Source organism: Bradyrhizobium sp., from assembly GCF_016213215.1.
Classification (GTDB): domain Bacteria; phylum Pseudomonadota; class Alphaproteobacteria; order Rhizobiales; family Xanthobacteraceae; genus Bradyrhizobium.
In genome coordinates this window covers 45,404-63,735 of record NZ_JACRAW010000077.1, presented here as the reverse complement: position 1 = coordinate 63,735, position 18,332 = coordinate 45,404, and the positions used below count along the sequence as shown (strand labels likewise).

General features: G+C 63.3%; 18 protein-coding genes and 1 pseudogene. 4 read left to right on the top strand and 15 right to left on the bottom strand.

The window, feature by feature from the left end:
* Window positions 1-41: 41 nt before the first annotated feature.
* The gene (locus tag HY852_RS13355; protein ID WP_291605182.1) at window positions 42-1,661 is read right to left on the bottom strand and encodes a peptide chain release factor 3; all 1,620 of its coding nucleotides are present in this window, start codon (window positions 1,659-1,661) and stop codon (window positions 42-44) included.
* Between the two features lie 153 nt (window positions 1,662-1,814).
* On the opposite strand from HY852_RS13355, the gene sugE reads away from it, so the two are divergent.
* Window positions 1,815-2,129: a quaternary ammonium compound efflux SMR transporter SugE gene (gene sugE, locus HY852_RS13350; RefSeq protein WP_291605181.1), complete on the top strand. Its 315-nt coding sequence runs from the start codon at window positions 1,815-1,817 to the stop codon at window positions 2,127-2,129.
* On the opposite strand, the gene HY852_RS13345 is transcribed toward sugE, so the two are convergent.
* From HY852_RS13345 to HY852_RS13315, 7 genes are all read right to left on the bottom strand, one after another.
* Window positions 2,130-3,134 carry an inorganic phosphate transporter gene (locus HY852_RS13345; RefSeq protein WP_291605180.1) on the bottom strand — a complete coding sequence of 335 codons (1,005 nt, stop codon included), beginning with the start codon at window positions 3,132-3,134 and terminating at the stop codon, window positions 2,130-2,132. It lies immediately after the preceding gene.
* A gap of 15 nt (window positions 3,135-3,149) precedes the next feature.
* The gene (locus HY852_RS13340; protein ID WP_291605179.1) at window positions 3,150-3,794 is read right to left on the bottom strand and encodes a DUF47 domain-containing protein; all 645 of its coding nucleotides are present in this window, start codon (window positions 3,792-3,794) and stop codon (window positions 3,150-3,152) included.
* 150 nt (window positions 3,795-3,944) lie between these two features.
* Complete coding sequence (locus HY852_RS13335; RefSeq protein WP_291605178.1) at window positions 3,945-4,913, bottom strand: branched-chain amino acid ABC transporter permease; 969 nt, start codon at window positions 4,911-4,913, stop codon at window positions 3,945-3,947.
* Window position 4,914: 1 nt separating this feature from the next.
* The gene (locus HY852_RS13330; RefSeq protein WP_291605177.1) at window positions 4,915-5,778 is read right to left on the bottom strand and encodes a branched-chain amino acid ABC transporter permease; all 864 of its coding nucleotides are present in this window, start codon (window positions 5,776-5,778) and stop codon (window positions 4,915-4,917) included.
* A 71-nt stretch (window positions 5,779-5,849) separates the two neighbouring features.
* Window positions 5,850-7,070: an ABC transporter substrate-binding protein gene (locus HY852_RS13325; RefSeq protein WP_291605176.1), complete on the bottom strand. Its 1,221-nt coding sequence runs from the start codon at window positions 7,068-7,070 to the stop codon at window positions 5,850-5,852.
* A gap of 50 nt (window positions 7,071-7,120) precedes the next feature.
* Window positions 7,121-7,867 (bottom strand): ABC transporter ATP-binding protein, encoded by a 747-nt coding sequence (locus HY852_RS13320; RefSeq protein WP_291605175.1) that lies wholly within the window; start codon window positions 7,865-7,867, stop codon window positions 7,121-7,123.
* A complete protein-coding gene (locus HY852_RS13315) occupies window positions 7,860-8,615 on the bottom strand; it encodes an ABC transporter ATP-binding protein (RefSeq protein ID WP_291605174.1) in 756 nt (251 codons plus the stop codon). Before HY852_RS13315 ends, HY852_RS13320 begins: the two co-directional genes overlap by 8 nt.
* A 333-nt stretch (window positions 8,616-8,948) precedes the next feature.
* On the opposite strand from HY852_RS13315, the gene HY852_RS13310 reads away from it, so the two are divergent.
* Window positions 8,949-9,560, top strand: a complete 612-nt coding sequence (locus HY852_RS13310) for a hypothetical protein (RefSeq protein WP_291605173.1) — start codon at window positions 8,949-8,951, stop codon at window positions 9,558-9,560.
* A 200-nt stretch (window positions 9,561-9,760) separates the two neighbouring features.
* Here HY852_RS13310 and HY852_RS13305 read toward each other — a convergent pair whose 3' ends face one another.
* Window positions 9,761-10,123, bottom strand: a complete 363-nt coding sequence (locus tag HY852_RS13305; RefSeq protein WP_291605172.1) for an ArsC family reductase — start codon at window positions 10,121-10,123, stop codon at window positions 9,761-9,763.
* Between the two features lie 199 nt (window positions 10,124-10,322).
* Between HY852_RS13305 and HY852_RS13300 the strand changes: the two genes are divergently transcribed.
* Window positions 10,323-10,694: a tRNA-binding protein gene (locus tag HY852_RS13300; RefSeq protein WP_291605171.1), complete on the top strand. Its 372-nt coding sequence runs from the start codon at window positions 10,323-10,325 to the stop codon at window positions 10,692-10,694.
* 177 nt (window positions 10,695-10,871) lie between these two features.
* Here the strand turns inward: HY852_RS13300 and HY852_RS13295 are convergent, their stop codons facing one another.
* Window positions 10,872-11,615 (bottom strand): hypothetical protein, encoded by a 744-nt coding sequence (locus tag HY852_RS13295; protein ID WP_291605170.1) that lies wholly within the window; start codon window positions 11,613-11,615, stop codon window positions 10,872-10,874.
* Window positions 11,616-11,672: 57 nt separating this feature from the next.
* The gene (locus tag HY852_RS13290; RefSeq protein WP_291605169.1) at window positions 11,673-12,287 is read right to left on the bottom strand and encodes a class I SAM-dependent methyltransferase; all 615 of its coding nucleotides are present in this window, start codon (window positions 12,285-12,287) and stop codon (window positions 11,673-11,675) included.
* Between the two features lie 544 nt (window positions 12,288-12,831).
* On the opposite strand from HY852_RS13290, the pseudogene HY852_RS13285 reads away from it, so the two are divergent.
* Window positions 12,832-13,692 (top strand): annotated as a pseudogene (locus HY852_RS13285) (DUF3387 domain-containing protein); the annotation flags it as partial.
* Between the two features lie 57 nt (window positions 13,693-13,749).
* On the opposite strand, the gene HY852_RS13280 reads toward HY852_RS13285, so the two are convergent.
* From HY852_RS13280 to HY852_RS13265, 4 genes are all read right to left on the bottom strand, one after another.
* Complete coding sequence (locus HY852_RS13280) at window positions 13,750-13,938, bottom strand: hypothetical protein (protein WP_291605168.1); 189 nt, start codon at window positions 13,936-13,938, stop codon at window positions 13,750-13,752.
* 458 nt (window positions 13,939-14,396) lie between these two features.
* Window positions 14,397-15,152: an adenylate/guanylate cyclase domain-containing protein gene (locus HY852_RS13275; RefSeq protein WP_291605167.1), complete on the bottom strand. Its 756-nt coding sequence runs from the start codon at window positions 15,150-15,152 to the stop codon at window positions 14,397-14,399.
* Window positions 15,153-15,312: 160 nt separating this feature from the next.
* Window positions 15,313-16,206: a LysM peptidoglycan-binding domain-containing protein gene (locus HY852_RS13270; RefSeq protein ID WP_291605166.1), complete on the bottom strand. Its 894-nt coding sequence runs from the start codon at window positions 16,204-16,206 to the stop codon at window positions 15,313-15,315.
* 627 nt (window positions 16,207-16,833) lie between these two features.
* Window positions 16,834-18,198, bottom strand: coding sequence for a TrpB-like pyridoxal phosphate-dependent enzyme (locus HY852_RS13265; protein WP_291605165.1), 1,365 nt, complete (start codon window positions 18,196-18,198; stop codon window positions 16,834-16,836).
* Window positions 18,199-18,332 lie beyond the last annotated feature (134 nt).

The window sequence follows — 18,332 nt, the reverse complement described above, 5'->3', positions numbered from 1 at the left end:
TCAAGCCCCACCGCGTTCACATGATCGCGCGGGGAGCACCGCTATGCCTTCCGCTTCACATCCTTGACGCTGGCGAAATCGATACCCCCGGCGCGCTCCTTCGTATAGCCGAGATAGAACTCGTTCCTGGCGAGGTACACCGGATCGCCGTCGACGTCGTCGGCGATGGAGGAGGTGTTCGCGGCAACGAAGGCCTCGAGCTTCTTGCGGTCGTCGGAGGATATCCAGCGCGCGAGCTGGAATTCGCTCGTCTCGAATTCGACCGGAAGGGCGTATTCGGCCTGCAGGCGTGCCTTCAATACGTCGAGCTGCAGCGGGCCAACCACGCCGACCAATGCCGGAGCACCGTCGCGTGGGCGGAACACCTGCACAACCCCCTCTTCCGACATCTGCTGCAGCGCCTCTTTCAGCTTCTTGGCCTTCATGGCGTCCGTCAGCCGCACGCGGCGGACGATCTCCGGGGCAAAGCTCGGCACGCCGACGAAGTTCAGATCCTCGCCCTCGGTCAGCGTGTCGCCGATGCGCAAGGTGCCGTGGTTCGGGATGCCGACAACGTCGCCGGCGTAGGCTTCGTCAGCCACCGAGCGGTCCTGCGCGAAGAAGAACTGCGGGCTCGACAGCGGCATGCTCTTGCCGGTGCGCACGAGCTTCGCCTTCATGCCACGGCTGAGCCTGCCCGAACAAAGCCGCGCGAAGGCGATGCGGTCGCGATGATTGGGATCCATGTTCGCCTGGATCTTGAACACGAATGCGCTCATGCGCGGCTCGGCGGCTTCCACCTTGCGCAGATCGCTGTCCTGCGCCCTTGGCGGCGGCGCGAACCTGCCGAGCCCCTCCAAAAGGTCGCCGACGCCGAAATTGCGCAACGCGCTGCCGAAATAGACCGGCGTCAAATGGCCCTCGCGAAACGCTTCCAATTCGAACGGCTTGCAGGCCTCGGTGACGAGCTCAAGCTCGTCCTTCACCGCGGCAACGTCGAGGTTCGGATTGTACCTGGCGAGATCGGCGATCTCGATCTGCAGCGCCGCGCCGGTCTTGGCGCCGCCGCCCTCGAGCAGGCGAACGCCGCCATTCACCACGTCATAGGTGCCGAGGAAGTCGCGCCCGCGACCAACCGGCCAGGTCATCGGCGTGGTGTCGAGTGCGAGCGTCTTCTCGATCTCGTCGAGCAGATCGAAGGTGTCGCGGCTCTCGCGGTCCATCTTGTTGATGAAGGTGATGATCGGAATATCGCGCAGGCGACAGACCTCGAACAGTTTCCGGGTGCGCGCCTCGATGCCCTTGGCGGCGTCGATCACCATTACCGCGGAATCGACTGCCGTCAGCGTGCGATAGGTATCCTCGGAAAAGTCCTCGTGGCCTGGCGTGTCCAGAAGATTGAATACGAGCCCCTCGAACTCGAACGTCATCACCGAGGTCACGACCGAAATGCCGCGCTCGCGCTCGATCTTCATCCAGTCGGATCGGGTGTTTCTGCGCTCGCCCTTGGCCTTGACCTGCCCCGCCAGATTGATGGCGCCGCCGAACAAGAGCAGCATTTCGGTCAGCGTGGTCTTGCCGGCATCGGGGTGGGAAATGATCGCAAAAGTCCGGCGGCGCTCCACTTCTGCGGCAAGCGGCGAGCGGACAGGCGATTCGGCGTCGAGGGCGAGGTCGGACATGAGGGTTGAGCGTTTGGCAGGGAAAACAGGGCTGATCAAGGGTCATTTGGTGATTGCGGAACGCCGCGACCAGTCCCATATCGGCCGCAGAAGGACACCTTGCCCATCAGCACATGATCCGCGGGGACGACCCTGCCTGATACGGAGGGTCGTATGGCCTGGATTGTATTGTTCGTCGCCGGTCTGCTGGAGGTCGGCTGGGCGGTAGGCCTCAAATACACCGAAGGTTTCACGCGGCTCGTTCCATCCGTGCTAACGCTTGCCAGCATGGCCTGCAGCGTCATCCTGCTCGGACTGGCGGTAAAGTCGCTGCCGATCGGAACCGCCTATGCCGTATGGACCGGCATCGGTGCGGTCGGAACGGCGCTGCTCGGCATTGCCCTGTTCGATGAGCCCGCGACAGCGCTTCGCCTCTCCAGCATCGGACTGATCATGGCCGGCATTCTCGGGCTCAAGCTCGTGGGCTGATCAGCGCAGGATCTGAACAGCCCAAAAGGCGATCGCGGCAACCAGGCCGGAGGCCGGTATGGTGATTACCCAGGCATAAACGATCGAGCTCGCCACGTTCCAGCGCACCGCCGAGACCCGCCGCGCCGCCCCGACGCCGACGATCGCACCTGTAATGGTGTGCGTGGTGGAGACGGGAACTCCAAGGAATGTCGCCATGAACAGGGTCGCGGCGCCCCCGGTCTCGGCGCAGAATCCCTGCATGGGCGTCAGCTTCGTGATGCGCAGGCCCATGGTGCGGACGATGCGCCATCCTCCCATCAGCGTGCCCAATGCCATCGCCGCCTGGCAGGCCATGACCACCCAGAACGGAACGGAAAATTGGCTGCCGAGATATCCTTGCGAATAAAGCAGCACGGCGATGATGCCCATGGTCTTTTGGGCATCGTTGCCGCCATGGCCGAGCGAATAGAGCGAGGCCGAGGCAAATTGCATGATGCGGAAGGCGCGGTCGACCGCGAACGGTGTCGAGCGCACCGACGCCCAGGACACGACGGCAACCAGCACCATCGCCAGCAGGAAGCCCACCAACGGCGACAGCACGATCGCCGCGATGGTCTTCGAAAGTCCGCTCCAGACCGCGGCGGAAATACCGGCTTTTGCCATGCCCGCCCCGACCAGCCCCCCGATCAGCGCGTGCGAACTCGAGGACGGGATGCCAAGACCCCAGGTCACCAGGTTCCAGACGATGGCGCCGACGAGTGCCGCGAAGATGACGTGGGCATCGACGATCGAAGGTTCGATGATGCCCGTTCCGATGGTCTGGGCGACGTGGAGCCCGAATACCAGGAAGGCGATGAAATTGAAAAATGCCGCCCAGAACACCGCGTATTGCGGCCGCAGCACGCGGGTCGAGACGATGGTCGCAATCGAATTGGCCGCGTCGTGCAGGCCGTTGAGGAAGTCGAACAACAGCGCGACTGCGATCAGTCCGATCAGGATGGGAAGACCCAACGAGGCGTCCACGGCGCGGCCCCTGCCCTAGACTTGCTCGATGACGATGCTGTTGATCTCGTTCGCAACGTCATCGAAGCGATCGGCGACCTTCTCAAGGTGATCGTAGATCTCCGCGCCGACGATGAAATCCATGGCGTTGGCGTGGCGGTGCTTGAGGAAGAGCTCTTTGAGCCCGATGTCGTGGAGGTCGTCGACGCGCCCTTCGAGCTTGGTCAACTCTTCCGTGATCGCGGTCAGCATGGCCACGTTCGGACCGATCGACTGCAGAAGCGGCAGCGCCCGCCCGACCAGGCTGGCGCATTCGACCAGTAGCCCGCCCATTTCCCGCATCGGCGGCTCGAAGGCGCGGACCTCGAACAGCATCACGGCTTTCGCGGTCTGCTGCATCTGGTCGATGGCATCGTCCATCGAGGTGATCAGGTTCTTGATGTCGCCGCGGTCGAACGGCGTGATGAAGGTGCGCCGCACGGCGGTCAGCACCTCACGGGTGATATTGTCGGCATCATTCTCGAACTGGCTGACGCGCTGGCAATAGACTGGCGTCTCATCGCCCCCTTTCAGCATGTCCTGCAACGCCATTGCGCCGTGGGCCACGGTCTGGGCGTGGCGCGCAAACAGTTCGAAAAAGCGCTCCTCCTTGGGGAGAAAAGCGCGAAACAACCGCATCATGGGCTTAACCGTCGTGCTGAAATGGGCCGGTCTGGCGGCCTGTCATGAAACCGTCATAGACCATTTTCGGCCGTGATGCGTTGTGGACGCCCGATTGGCAGCCGTCATCCACCGCTTTAACGAGGCAAAAAATGGTGCCGAATCGGCCGCTTACAAGGACCGGCGGAAGTAGTGGGCGATCTCGCCGACGATACCGCGACGGAAGGTCAGCACGCAGGTAACGAAGATCACGCCCTGAATGACCGTGACCCACTGCCCGAACCCCGCCAGATATTGCTGCATCGCGATGATCACGAAGGCGCCCACCACCGGCCCGAACACGGTGCCGAGGCCTCCAACCAACGTCATCAGCACGATTTCACCCGACATGCTCCAGTGAACGTCGGTGAGCGAGGCGTTCTGCGCCACAAATACCTTCAGCGACCCCGCAAAGCCCGCCAGCGTGCCAGACAGGATGTAGGCCAGGAGCTTGTACTGTTCGGTCTTGTAACCCAGGGAGATCGCGCGTTGCTCGTTTTCCCGGATCGACTTCAACACCTCGCCGAACGGCGAGTTGATCGAGCGGTAGATCAGTAGGAAGCCTCCGAGGAAGCCTCCGAGCACGACGTAATAGAGTACCGTCGACTTGGAGAGATCCAGGAAGCCAAACATGTGTCCTTGCGGAATGCCCTGAATGCCGTCCTCGCCATGGGTGAAGGGCACCTGCAGGTAGATGAAGTAGAGAAGCTGCGACAGCGCCAGCGTGATCATCGAGAAGTAGATGCCCTGGCGGCGGATGGAAACGTAGCCGGTGACGACGCCGAGCGCGGCCGCCGCCGCGGTGCCGACCAGGATGCCGAGTTCCGGCGGCAATCCCCACACCTTCAGCGCATGCGCACTAACGTAGCCGGCGGTCCCGAGGAACATCGCATGGCCGAATGACAGCAAGCCGCCATATCCGACCAGAAGGTTGAAGGCACAGGCGAGCAGCGCAAAGCACAGGGCCTGCATCACGAAGAAGGGATAGATGCCGCTCAAGGGCACGAGAGCCAGCAACACGGCCATGACCCCGAACACGATCATCTCGTCGCGCATCGCGCGCGGCGTCATCGGCAAGGTATCGTCAGTTACTACGGTCATGTCAGGCAGTCCGTCCCGTCAGGCCCGTCGGCTTCACCAGGAGCACCAGCACCATCAACACGAATACCACCGTGTTGGAAGCCTCGGGATAAAAGTACTTTGTCAGGCCTTCGACCACACCCAGTGTGAAACCGGTGATGATCGAGCCCATGATGGAACCCATGCCGCCGATCACGACGACCGCGAAAACCACGATGATGAGATCGGCGCCCATCAGAGGCCGCACCTGGTTGATCGGCGCCGAAAGCACCCCGGCCAGCGCGGCAAGCCCGACGCCGAGGCCGTAGGTCAGCGTGATCATGCGCGGCACGTTGATGCCGAAAGCGCGCACGAGCGTCGGGTTCTCGGTGGCGGCGCGCAGGTTGGCACCGAGCCGGGTGCGTTCGATCAGGTACCAGGTCGCCAGGCAGACCACGAGCGAGAAGATCACCACCCAGCCGCGATAGATCGGCAGGAACATGAAGCCGAGATTGACGCCGCCCCTCAGTTCATCGGGGATGGAGTAAGGCAGGCCCGAAGAGCCGAAATAGTTCTGGAAGATGCCCTGCACGATAAGGGCGATGCCGAAGGTCAGGAGCAGGCCGTAGACGTGGTCGAGCCCGCTCAGCCACTGCAGCATGGTGCGTTCGAGAATGATGCCGAAGATGCCGACCGCGATGGGCGCGATGATCAGCGCCCACCAGTAGCCGATGCCGCCGTAGGTAAGCAGGAAGTAGGCGCAGAACGCGCCCATCATGTAGAGCGCGCCATGGGCGAAGTTGATGATGTTGAGCATGCCGAAGATGACGGCGAGCCCGAGACTGAGCAGCGCGTAGAACGAGCCGTTGATCAGTCCCACCAGAAGCTGTGCGTAGAGAGCCTGCATCGATCGATCTCGTACTCAGTCTCGTGAATCAAGCGCCGCCGGCGCCGGGCCGGCGGCCAATATGGTTATCCTTACTTCTTCACCAAGGGGCAAGCGCTCTCGGCAAGCGGACGGAAAGCCTGGTCCGCCGGGGTCGTTCCGATCAGCTTGTAATAGTCCCAGGGTCCCTTGGACTCTTCGGGCTTTTTGACCTCGAACAGGTAGGCCGGATGCAGCTTGCGGCCGTCGGCGCGGATTGAGCCCTTGCCGAACAACGGATCATCCGTCGGCATCTCCTTCATCTTGGCAACCACCCTGGCGCCGTCATGCGGATTGCCGCCGAGCGCTTCAAGCGCCTTGAAATAGTGGAGCAGGCCCGAATAGACGCCGGCCTGCACCATCGAGGGCATCGCCTTGTTCTTCATGCGCTCGGAGAAACGCTTGGAGAAGGCCCGGGTACCGTCGTTCAGATCCCAATAGAAGGTTTCGGTGAAATTCAAGCCCTGCGCCACCTTCAGACCGAGCGAGTGAACGTCGGTGACGAACAGAAGAAGCCCCGCGAGCTTCTGGCCGCCGGAAACGATGCCGAATTCCGCCGCCTGCTTGATCGTGTTGGTGGTATCGCCGCCGGCGTTAGCCATGCCGACGATCTTGGCTTTCGACGCCTGCGCCTGCAGCAGGAACGAGGAAAAGTCGGCCGTGTTCAGCGGATGCCTGACGGTGCCGATCACCTTGCCGCCTGATTTCACCACAACCGCGGCGGTGTCGCGCTCGAGCGCATGGCCGAAGGCGTAGTCGGCGGTCAGGAAGTACCACGTGTCGCCGCCGGCCTTCACCAGCGCCTGCCCCGTGGAGTTTGCGAGCATGTAGGTGTCGTACACCCAGTGAACCGTGTTCGGCGTGCACTGCGCGTTGGTGAGATCCGAGGTCGCAGCGCCGGTGTCGATCAGGATGACATTCTTCTCTTTGACGAGGTTGTTGACCGCCAGCGCAACGCCGGAGTTCAGCACGTCCATGAAGATGTCGACCTTCTCGACGTCGATCCACTGTCGGGCAATCGTGGTGCCCACGTCAGGCTTGTTCTGATGGTCCGCCGAGACCAGGTCGACCTTCCAGCCCTTGGCTGCAAGCCCGGAATCCTCGATGGCCATCTGCGCGGCCAGCGTCGAGCCCGGGCCTCCAAGGTCCGCATAGAGGCCGGAATTGTCGGTCAGCACGCCGATCTTGACGGTCTTGTCCTGCGCACTGGCGCCGGTTGTTGCGGCAAGCGCCAGTGCCGTGCCGAGCAGAAATGCAGTGATCGACTTTGTCATGCAGCTTTCCTCCCAGTATTTCTTCTTGATTTCAATTCTCGTTCGCGGTCCTAGACGCCCAGATAAGTGTGGAGCTTGTCCATGTTCGCCTGCAGTTCGGAATTCGCAAACCCGTCGATGATCTTGCCGTGCTCGACGACGTAGTAGCGGTCGGCGACCGTGGAGGCGAAGCGGAAGTTCTGCTCCACGAGGAGGATGGTGAAACCCTCGTTCTTGAGCCGCGCGATCGTATGCCCGATCTGTTGAATGATGACCGGCGCAAGTCCCTCGGTTGGCTCGTCGAGCATCAAAAAGCTCGCGCCGGTGCGCAGGATGCGTGCGATCGCAAGCATCTGTTGCTCGCCGCCGGAGAGCTTGGTGCCCTGGCTCGAAAGGCGTTCCTTCAGGTTCGGGAACAGGTCGAAAATCTGCTCGAGCGACAGGCCGCCGGCGCGCACGACCGGGGGAAGCAGCAGGTTCTCCCGCACATCGAGGCTGGCGAAGATGCCGCGTTCTTCGGGGCAGAATGCGATTCCCATGCGCGCGATCCTGTCGGAGGTCGCACGGATGATTTCCTGATCGTTGAATCGAACCGAGCCCGAGCGCTTGCCGATGATCCCCATGATCGACTTCAGCGTCGTGGTCTTGCCGGCGCCGTTTCGCCCGAGCAGGGTCACGACCTCGCCGGCGTTCACATCGAAATTGATGCCGTGCAGGATGTGGGATTCGCCGTACCAGGCTTCGAGATTGCGGACCGACAGGATGGTTCCGCCGGTGTTCGACTTGTTGGGCGCGTCGGCCGTCGCGACATCAGGCATGACCGGCTCCCAGATAGGCTTCCTTCACCCGCTCGTCCTTTGAAAGTTCGGAGTAATCGCCCTGCGCCAGCACCTGTCCGCGCGTCAGCACAGTGATGACGTCGGACAGGTTGGCGACGACACTCAGGTTATGTTCGACCATGAGGATGGTGTACTTGGCGGAGATGCGCTTGATGAGCGTGGCGATCTTCTCGATGTCCTCGTGGCCCATGCCCGCCATCGGCTCGTCCAGCAGCATCATTTCCGGATCGAGCGCAAGCGTGGTCGCGATCTCGAGGGCTCGCTTGCGGCCATAGGGCATCTCGACCGCGGGCGTGTTGGCGAATTCGCTGAGGCCGACATCGTTCAATAGCTCCATCGCCTTCGGGTTGAAGCGGTTGAGCACCGTTTTCGAGCGCCAGAAGTCGAACGAAGAACCGTGCTGGCGCTGCAGCGCGACCCGGACGTTTTCCAGGGCGGTCATATGAGGGAAGACCGCCGAGATCTGGAACGAGCGCACGAGGCCGAGCCGCGCCACGTCGGCGGGCGCCATCGAGGTAATGTCCTGCCCCTTGTACAGGATGGTCCCGGCGGACGGCTTCAAGAACTTGGTCAGCAGGTTGAAGCACGTCGTCTTCCCGGCCCCGTTCGGACCGATCAACGCATGGATGTGCCCTCGGCGGACCTTCAGTGAGACATCGCGAACGGCGAAAAAACCCGCGAACTCCTTGGTCAGACCTTGGGTTTCGAGAATGAACTCATCGGCCAAACAAATTTCCCCCCGCCCGCGCGACGCGCCGTCACGCGTGGCTAACTTCTTGCTGTCGGTATCCCGGAGACATCGCACCCCTCCTGGCACGCCGGCTCCGGGCCGGGAATATGCCGGAGGCGGCAGGGGTTAGGCAAGGCAGAAAGCTGGGCAGGCGGAATAACATAGGTGAGCCGGACAGCCCTCCTTGGTCGGCGGCCTCCGGCCTCCCTCCCCCCCTTCGAGGCCCCGGGACCGGGAAGCCGGCGTTAACGCTGTTTGGGGGTCAGAGGCCGCTTTCATAGAATATTTTCCCGCCCAACCGATAATCCGCCCGGTCTGCCTTGATGCGGAATGCCAGACGTGAAATTCGAAAGCGCCCCTCCATCGGTCGTCAAATCGATCCGGCAACGTGATCTCCTGAACACTTGGCTGCGACTCTATGTCCGGCAGCAGCAGATGCCGGGAATCTGGGAGTACCAGCCCGCGCGGCTGGAGGATGAGCTTCCCGATCTCGTCTATTACACCGTGGACACCGAACCCGCGCCGCCGCGCCTGATCATCCAGAGCGAAGGCACGCGCCTGTCGAACGCCTACGGCCAGACCGGCAAGGGCCGCTATCTCGACGAATATGTCGGCGCCCGCCTCGCCCCTCACGTGATGCCGGTCTATTACGAATGCGTGGCCCGCGCACTGCCGATCTACACCATCGCCGATGTCGATGACGTCTACGGCCGCATCGTCGCCTACGAGCGGCTGCTGCTGCCGTTCTCGACCGACGGCCGCATCAGCCATATCGTCGCCTCGATAAAAACCATCAGCGTCGACGGCGGCTTCGAGATCAACAACCTGATGCGCGGCAATGACGAGCCGCCGAGACCAAGACTGCGCGCGGTGATCGACCGCGAGCTCTTCCACCGCCTCCCCGGCCGCATCGCCCCCGCCGACACCATCGAATTCGACTGAGCCGCCGCGGCGAGTTGGAGCAGGTACTCGTCTTTGCGAGCCAACGGGTCCGCGCGAAGCGCGGCCCGATGACAGGCTCCGCGAAGCAATCCAGACTCCTTCCGCGGCAATAGTCTGGATTGCTTCGGTCGCTTCGCTCCTCGCAATGACGGTCTTGAAGCAGGCGCGCGGTACCCGATCCGTCCAGATCCTGTCTCGGTCTAGCCTTTCTTCCTGGCGCCGACCTCCCTGGCGTAGACGTCCGGCTTGAAGCCGACCAATAGCCTGCCGCCCAGATCGAGTACCGGCCGCCTGATCATCGAAGGCTGCGCCAGCATCAAGGCCAGCGCCTTGTTCTCGTCGAGGCCTTCCTTGTCGGCCTCGGGCAGCTTCCTGAACGTCGTGCCGGCGCGGTTGAGAAGGCTCTCCCAGCCGAGCTCATCGCTCCACCGCTTCAGCATTTCCGCGGGTATGCCGGCCGTCCTGTAGTCGTGAAAATCATGGGCGACGCCGTGGGCCTCGAGCCAGGCGCGGGCCTTCTTCATGGTGTCGCAGTTCTTGATGCCGTAGATGGTGATGGTCAAGGAGGGCTCCTTCGGGGGAAACGTCAACACCGTCATTGCGAGGAGCGCAAGCGACGAAGCAAATCCAGACTGCTTCCGCGCATGCATATCTGGATTGCTTCGCTTCCGCTCGCAATAACGGCTGAGGGGACTCCCTCCAACTTGTAGGCAGCGCGCGGGCGCATCACAATGCGTCAAAACACGATAGCGAGGCCAACCGATGCACATGAGCCACGACCCGGCGGCGGCACCCGCGCCCACCATCGACTTCGACACCTTCCTTGCCGTGGACGTCAGGGTCGGCACCATCGTCGACGCGCAGCCGTTTCCGCAAGCGCGCAAGCCGGCGTTCAGGCTATGGATCGATTTCGGTCCCGCGATCGGCGTGCGCAAGAGCTCGGCGCAGATCACGGAGAATCATCCGCTTGACAGCCTCGTCGGCCAGCAGGTCGCGGCCGTGGTCAACTTTCCGCCGCGCCAGATCGGGCCTTTCATCTCCGAGGTGCTGACGCTGGGCTTCCCGGATGCCGATGGCAAGGTGGTGCTGGTGCAGCCGAGCCGGCCGGTGCCGAACGGGGGGAGATTGTTCTAGGTTTGCGGCACTCGGGTTCAACGTCGTTATTGCGAGCCAACGGGTCCGCGCGAAGCGCGGCCCGATGACGGGCTCCGCGAAGCAATCCAGACTCTTTCCGCGGTAACAGTCTGGATTGCTTCCTCGCTACGCTCCTCGCAATGACGGCGCTGTCGGTTCCTCATCCTGATGAACAGCTCAGGCCCTGAAATTCACGCTCGAATAGTGCTTGCCGTTGGCAGTCGGCTCTACGGTGCCATTGGGCGCAAATGTCAGGGCAATATCGGCGGACTGAGTGCTGCCGCTGAACAGGTAGCTGTACTTCTGCATCACGGCATCAATCTCGGCCTGCGACTGCGCGGCGCCATAGGCTTGCGAGAACGCCATGCTCGGCTGCATGGCGACGAAGTGGCTGGTCAGTGCGTTGACGGTGCGCAGCTCGCTTTCCATGACCGGATTGTTCGCCAGCGCCTGCTCGAACTTGTCCGCGTAGGCGTAGTCGCCGGGAAACTGGATCTTGCCGTCGCTGCCATAGGTGATCTGCGACGGCGCCGACGGAATGCCGTTGTCGGCGAGGAACTGGCGCAGCTTTCCCGAGACATCTCTGGACAGCGCGTCGATGTTGGCCCGCGTCGGCAACAACAGCGGCGGCAGGCCGGCGCCGAGCTTGGGCGTAAAATACTCGTCGATCTTGATCCCCGACCTGGCAATGTCCGAGATCGACCCGCTCGGGGGCGGGCTGCCGGCGGCGCCGGTTGCATGCCTCTCCGGATTGACCGTTGAAGCCTGCGTCGCGGCAAGCAACGCGTCGAAACTAGCAGAGGTCGCGCCATTCTTGGCGGCCTGCGTGCCGCCCGATTTCGCGACACCCGCGCGGTTGCCGACCGGATTGACCGGATCGATGCTCATGACGCTCAGCTCCAACAGACTTTCGCGCACCATTGCCGATTCCAGTCGCAACGGCAACGCTGCGTCCGGTCGCGCCGTTGTCCCATCCGCTCACGCCGGCCGCGCGGAGCCTTCATAGAGAAAGGTGTGGGTGCGTGGTCCGGGCAATCGCGCGTGTTGCAGCTGCTCGATGCGGAAGCCGGCCCCAGTGACGAGATCATCCATCTTGCGGTTGAGATGGCATCCGCCGGCAAGGCGCGACCACAAGGGATCGAGGCGATCCTGCCAGCGTGCGACGGAAGGCTCGGGCGCGCGCCCGTGCTCGACGAACAGCAGCCTGCCCGAGGGCTTGAGCACGCGACGAACCTCGGCCAGCGCGTGTGCGCTATCCGGAATCGTGCACAAGGTCCAGGTCGTCACCACCGTGTCGACGCTGTGATCATCGAGCGGGATCGCTTCCGCCGAGGCATCGAGCAGTGAGACGGGCACCGGCGCCGACGACGCCCGCGAGCGCGCCCGGTGCAGCAGGCTTGGTGACGGCTCGAGCCCGATCACCGAGCTCACGCCACGCCCATAAAACGGGAAGTTGAGGCCGGAGCCGACGCCGATCTCCAGCACCCTGCCCTCGGCGCTACCTGCCACGTGCTGCCGGAACGGCGTGAGCTGCTTCTGGCTCATCGCAAGGTGCGTGAGGCAAGGCACGACATGACTCTGATAGAAGCCCATGGGGTTCCCTCCCTCAAGGCAGCAAACAGATCAGAAGATATGCGTCCGCATTCTCGCGGCGCAATGCCCAGCACCTTCATTGCGAGGAGCGCAAGCGACGAAGCAATCCAGACTGTCGTCGCTGCGTTCGATCCAATTCTCAACACCAGACGCGCTTTCGTAGTCCCGCGGCGCAATGCGTCCGGGTTGTGGGTAATCTCCTCACCCTCTTCAAGGCAGGCTTCAAGGCAGAGGGCGCAGGGAAGACCCGGTGCCGGCTAGCACCCGCGGTCTCGTGTGCAAATTGCGCAAAGAAGCCGCACACGAGCATACAGGTGTAGCCGAGACAACCCGGCCTTCCCTGCGCAGTGGCTTGACGGCTTACTTCGTGCTCTCCCCGGCGACGAATTCCTTTTTGTCACCGTCATCCGGCGGATTGGCGGCTCCGCGCACCCGGAGCTGGACGCTCTGGCCGAGGAGCTGACGGAAGGTGACGAAGCAGCTATCGAACGTAACAAGATCAATCTGACCCGTTTCGAAGAGGTCGTCGGGGGCTGGGGCCGCTGCTCGGCTGACGATCCTGAAGCAGTGTCTTGAACACATATTGGCCAATGGGCGTCGTGAGGACTTCATCGAAGCTGCTACCAAGCTGGAGGTTGCCTACGCGCTGAGTGCCGGCGACGAGCGCGTCACTGAGCGGCGAGACGAGATTGCACTGATGGCCGCGATACGAGCCAATCTGGTAAAGTACACAGCCGGAGCGGGTAGAGGCCGCGAGAACATCGAGCGTGATATTCGGCAACTGCTTTCCCGCGCCGTGATGGCGGATGGCATCCTTGACGTATTCAAGTCAGCAGGGCTCGACCAACCGGATCTTTCGATCCTCTCAGACGAGTTCCTGGCCGAGGTCGGGCAGGTCAAGGAAAAGAACCTCGCCGTCGAAACGCTGCGACGGCTTCTAGCAGATGAAATCAACGCACGTTCGCGATCGAACATCGTGGAAGCCACTAAACTGAGCGATCGCCTGGACGATACTCTTCGTCGGTACCACAACCGGGCGGTCGACAGTGTTCAGGTGATTGAGGAGTTGCTCGCCCTCGCCAAGGACATCACCGCCGCGAATTCCAGAAGCGCCGAATTGGGGCTCAGCAATGAGGAACTGGCCTTCTACGATGCACTGGCTGAGAATGGCTCGGCAAAGGAGCTCATGGCCCACGAGCAGCTACGAATTTTGGCTCAGCTGCTATCGAAGACGATCCGCAACTCGGCAACAATCGATTGGACGCGGAAGGAGAGCGTCAGGGCAAAGATGCGGATCGAGGTGCGGAAGCTGCTCGCTCGATACGGATATCCGCCGGATCTCCAGAAAGCTGCTGTCGATTTGGTCATCCGGCAAGCAGAAGCGCTGGCAGCTGGGTGGGAATAGGATGCGCGAGCCTCCGAGCGAAGACCTCGGACGCCCCGGTGCGCGACACCCGATTTTTTACCGAACGGGCGATGGCGTGCTCGCTGAGCCCGCATCCGGCACCCCCGCCGGGGCCTGGCGCAGGGTCGACATTTCGACCGGCGGTGGGCCGCGGAGATAAGCGTAGGTGAACACCAGCACCGCGCTGCAGACCGGAACGAGGGCCAAGAGAATTGCGAAGCGTTTCTTCGGTGCAACGGCAGGCATGTGGGCGCTCTCCGATCCCGGATCTTGTTTGCCGGGTGATCCTGATTGCGCACGACTTGCACTTGAGTTGCATTAGCTTGTGTTAATTCTTTCGGGCTTGCTCAGATGTGGGATGGGTCAATGGGGCTGACGTTTGGCGTGGTGCAGGTGCTGCCAAGGAGCACCGCATAGCGCCTCCCCTCGTCGTCATTCCGGGATGCGTGCGCAGCACGCAGGCCCGGAATCCATAACCACAGGATGGTGTTGCGGCGAAAACTCGGGCCACAGCGATGCAAGGCAACCCAAGCCTGGGGTTATGGATTCCGGGCCTGGCCCTTTGGGCCATCCCGGAATGACGATGGGGATGGTTGGGCGTGTCGGTAACTGTCACCGCATTCGCGGAGAGAGCCCCCACCCCGGCCCTCCGAGAGCGAGCTTCGCTCGTCTCCCCCGCAAGCGCGGGAGAGGGAGACGAAGCGTCACGATGCGACAGGCATCTTCGCTTCCAGGGTGTAGAGCGTCAGCGGTTCGGCGAAGCCCTTGAGCGCGTAGTCGGATCCGAGGCCGGGGATTATGTCGCTGGCGCGGTCGCGCACCGCCTGAGTCACCAGGATCTGGCCCGCTTTGGCGGCGCCCTGGACGCGCGAGGCGCGGTTGACGACGGTGCCGATCGCGGTGAGGTCGCGGTGCGAATGGCCGAACTCGCCGAAATTGGTCTCGCCGCTGTCGATACCGATGCCGATGCCGAGTTCGATATCGCTTCGGCCGATGGCGCGGAGCAATTCCGCCTGCCTGCCGGTGAAGCTGTGCTGGATCTCGCGCGCCGCCATCACGGCCTGCAGCGCGTGGTCGCTCTGGTGCACCGGGAAATTGAAGATGGCGAGCACCGCATCGCCGATGGTCTTGTTCAGGATGCCGTCATAGCGCCAGATCGCCGCCGCGCAGTCGTCGTAGAACGCGCCGAGCACCGAGCTCAGCGCCTCGTGATCGATCATCTCGGTCAGGGCCGTATAGCCGCGCAGGTCGGCGAACATCACGGTGGCGTCGATGGTCACGGCGCGCGCCTTCATGATCTTCGAGAAGGCCATCTCGCAGATCGTGCACGTGTTCGGGTTCATCCGGCTCGGGCGAATGCCGAACACGCGGAACGGCGCCGACCACGGGCCGCGCAACGGGATCGGCAGATGCAGGTTCTGCCAGCAGCCGAGACAAAGGGAAGCGGGTTCCGGGGTCATCGCGAACTCTTGCGGGGCGTCCCTCGCGCGATGAGCCTACACCCGCTTGCGGCTTCTTGTCCCGATCGGCCGCTCAATTCATGCAGCGAGTTGAAGGCAGCGAGCCATTGGCCTGCGGCGCGACGAACGCCAAACCGTCCTCGCGAGCCGCGCCTGCCCCTCACCGCTCCTTCGTCGGCAGCACGAATGTCTGCCCGGGATAGATGCGGTTGGGATCGCGGATCAGGCCGCGGTTGGCCTTGTAGATGATCGCGTATCTGTTGCCGTCGCCGTAGGTGAGCCGGCTGATGCGCCACAGGCTGTCGCCGCGCGATACGATCTTTGTCGAGGACTTGCCGTCGATCGCACCCGTGGTGTCCGCTGCCGCCAGCTTGGGCGAGGCCGGAGCGGCATCCGATGCGGGCGCGGCAGCGCGCGCTTGCGAAGGCGGCGAGGCAGCGGCGAGCTGCTTGCCCGCCGGCGCGGCATCGGCGCGCGATGGCGCCGCGGGGCTCGAGGCGACTTCGTTCAACGCCACCGGCACGCCCTTCGTCGACAGCGCGACCGTGCCGTCCGATGCCTTCGACCGCAGCGTCAGGTCGTACTTGCCCGCGGGAAGGCGCGACACCATGACGAACTGACCGGACGCGTCGGCGACGACCTGGTCGAGCGTCTTGCCTTCGCGCAACAGCTCCACGGTCGCGCCCGGCGCGGCCCTGCCCGCGATGACCGCTTCGCCCGTCTCCTCGACGCGGGCGAGGTCGAACGCGGGGCCGGAGCCGGCGGCGGGCGCAGGCGTTGGCGAGGCGACGAGATCGGACAGCGCCGCAGCTGCCTCGTTCTTTGCCGTCGCAAGCGCGGTGTTGATTTCCTGTTGGGCGGGCGATGCAGCGGGCGCTTGAGATGACGCGGGGGCTGGATCCTTTGCGGCCGGCGGCACCTCGCCCAGCGCCATCACTTCAACCTTCGCAGCAGGCCGAAGATAATTGTAACCGACCGCAAGCGCGGCGCCACCCGCGGCGACGAGAGCGATGGACAGCGCGATCAGCCGTCCCTTGAATGCAACACCAGCCATCTTGAATCCCGCGCCCGGATCGACATTGACCGGATCAACACTGCAAGCAGTACGCAATCCTGTGCGCCGATTTTGTTGATTCAGCAAGCGTTGCATCAGTCAAATGTACGAGTGTTGCTGCTTTGCAAACACGTGGGTTCCACGGATGGAACTCGATGTTCGCAAGCCGACGCGCGCCGCGCGATGAAAGGTTCCGCGACATACGGGATTCGGAAAATGAAAACCCGGATATCGCTTTCCGCTTCGCTCTTCGAGCTGCGGCGGACAAGTCGCTCATCCGCGCCTCGTTCTCTCCACCCGTCATTCCGCGCGACGCGTCAGCGAGTAGCCCGCATGAGCGCAGCGACGTGCGGGGACCGAAACAAAAACCCGGATGTCACTTCGCTCATCCGGGCTACACTTCCTGCGTTCGGGAGCAGACGCGACCGCAACTTCCTCGTCATTCCAAGGCGCGCGAAGCGCGAGCCCGGAATCCATTTCGCCACCGAGCATGCGGCCCGATGAATTCCGGGTCTCGCGTGCTGCGCACGCAGCCCGGAACGACGGTGTGCTTCAAAAACCAAGGACCGCCACTCCTGTCGGAGGGCGGTCCCGCGAAGATAGGTGAGACTTGCTTCGACTGTGCGTTCACGCCACCTCGGGCAATGCGGCCATGGCCCTGGCGAGGTCGCCTTCGTCGTAGGTGACGTCCTGCAGCTTGCCGGAGAAGTAGTCGATGTAGGCGGCCATGTCGAAATGGCCGTGGCCCGACAGATTGAACAGGATGGTCTCGGCCCTGCCCTCGCGCTTGCAGCGCAGCGCTTCCTCGACCGCGGCCTTCACCGCGTGCGTCGATTCCGGCGCCGGCACGATGCCCTCGCAGCGGGCGAAGTCCACCGCCGCGTCGAAGCAGCCGCGCTGCTGATAGGCGACCGCCTCGATCTCGCCGAGCTCCTTCAGGTGCGAGACCAGCGCCGACATGCCGTGATAGCGCAGGCCGCCGGCGTGGAAGCCGGGCGGCGTGAAGCCGGAGCCGAGCGTGTGCATCTTGACCAGCGGCGTCATCTGGCCGGTGTCGCCGAAGTCGTAGGCATACTTGCCGCGCGTCAGCGACGGACAGGCGGCCGGCTCGACCGCGACGATACGCGGCTTCTTCGCCTTGCCCTGCAAGCCGCGGCCGATGAACGGGAAGGCAATGCCGGCGAAGTTCGAGCCGCCGCCGGCGCAGCCGATGACGACATCAGGCCAGGCGTCCGCCATGGCAAGCTGCTCCATCGCCTCGATGCCGATGACGCTCTGGTGCAGCAGCACGTGATTGAGCACGGAGCCGAGCGCGTACTTGGTCTGCGGATCCTTGGCCGCGATCTCGACGGCTTCCGAGATGGCGATTCCGAGCGAGCCCGGATGATCGGGGCGTTCGGCCAGCACCTTGCGTCCGTAGTCCGTGGTGTTGGAGGGCGACGGCAGGCAGTTGGCGCCGTAGGTCTCCATCAGCGCGCGCCGGTACGGCTTCTGATCGTAGGACACTCGCACCTGGTAGACGGTGACTTCGAGGCCGAACAGGGAGCCCGCGAGCGCCAGCGAGGAGCCCCACTGGCCGGCGCCGGTCTCGGTCGACAGGCGCTTGACGCCTTCCTGCTTGTTGTAGAAGGCCTGCGGGATGGCGGTGTTCGGCTTGTGCGAGCCGGCCGGGCTGACGCCCTCGTACTTGTAGAAGATCTTGGCCGGCGTCCCGAGCTTCTTCTCCAGCGCCCGCGCGCGGAACAGCGGCGTCGGCCGCCACATGCGATAGATTTCGCGCACCGGCTCGGGGATCTCGATGTCGCGCTCGGTCGTCACCTCCTGCATGATCAACGCCATCGGGAACAACTGCGACAGATCGTCGGGACCGATCGGCTGCCTGGTGCCGGGGTGCAGGACGGGCGGGAGCGGTTTCGGCAGATCGGCCTGGATGTTGTACCAGGCTTTCGGAATTCTGTTTTCGTCCAGTTGATACTTGATGGTGTCGCTCACACGCCCCTCCTTTACTGACCTTGGCTACTGACCTTAGCGTCTCGACTGCCCTTTGAGCGATCCGGCTCCGCCCTGGCGGGCGGCGCGATACGGCCGCAAGGACGCTTCTCTAGCCGGTCTTGATGGCCCGAACA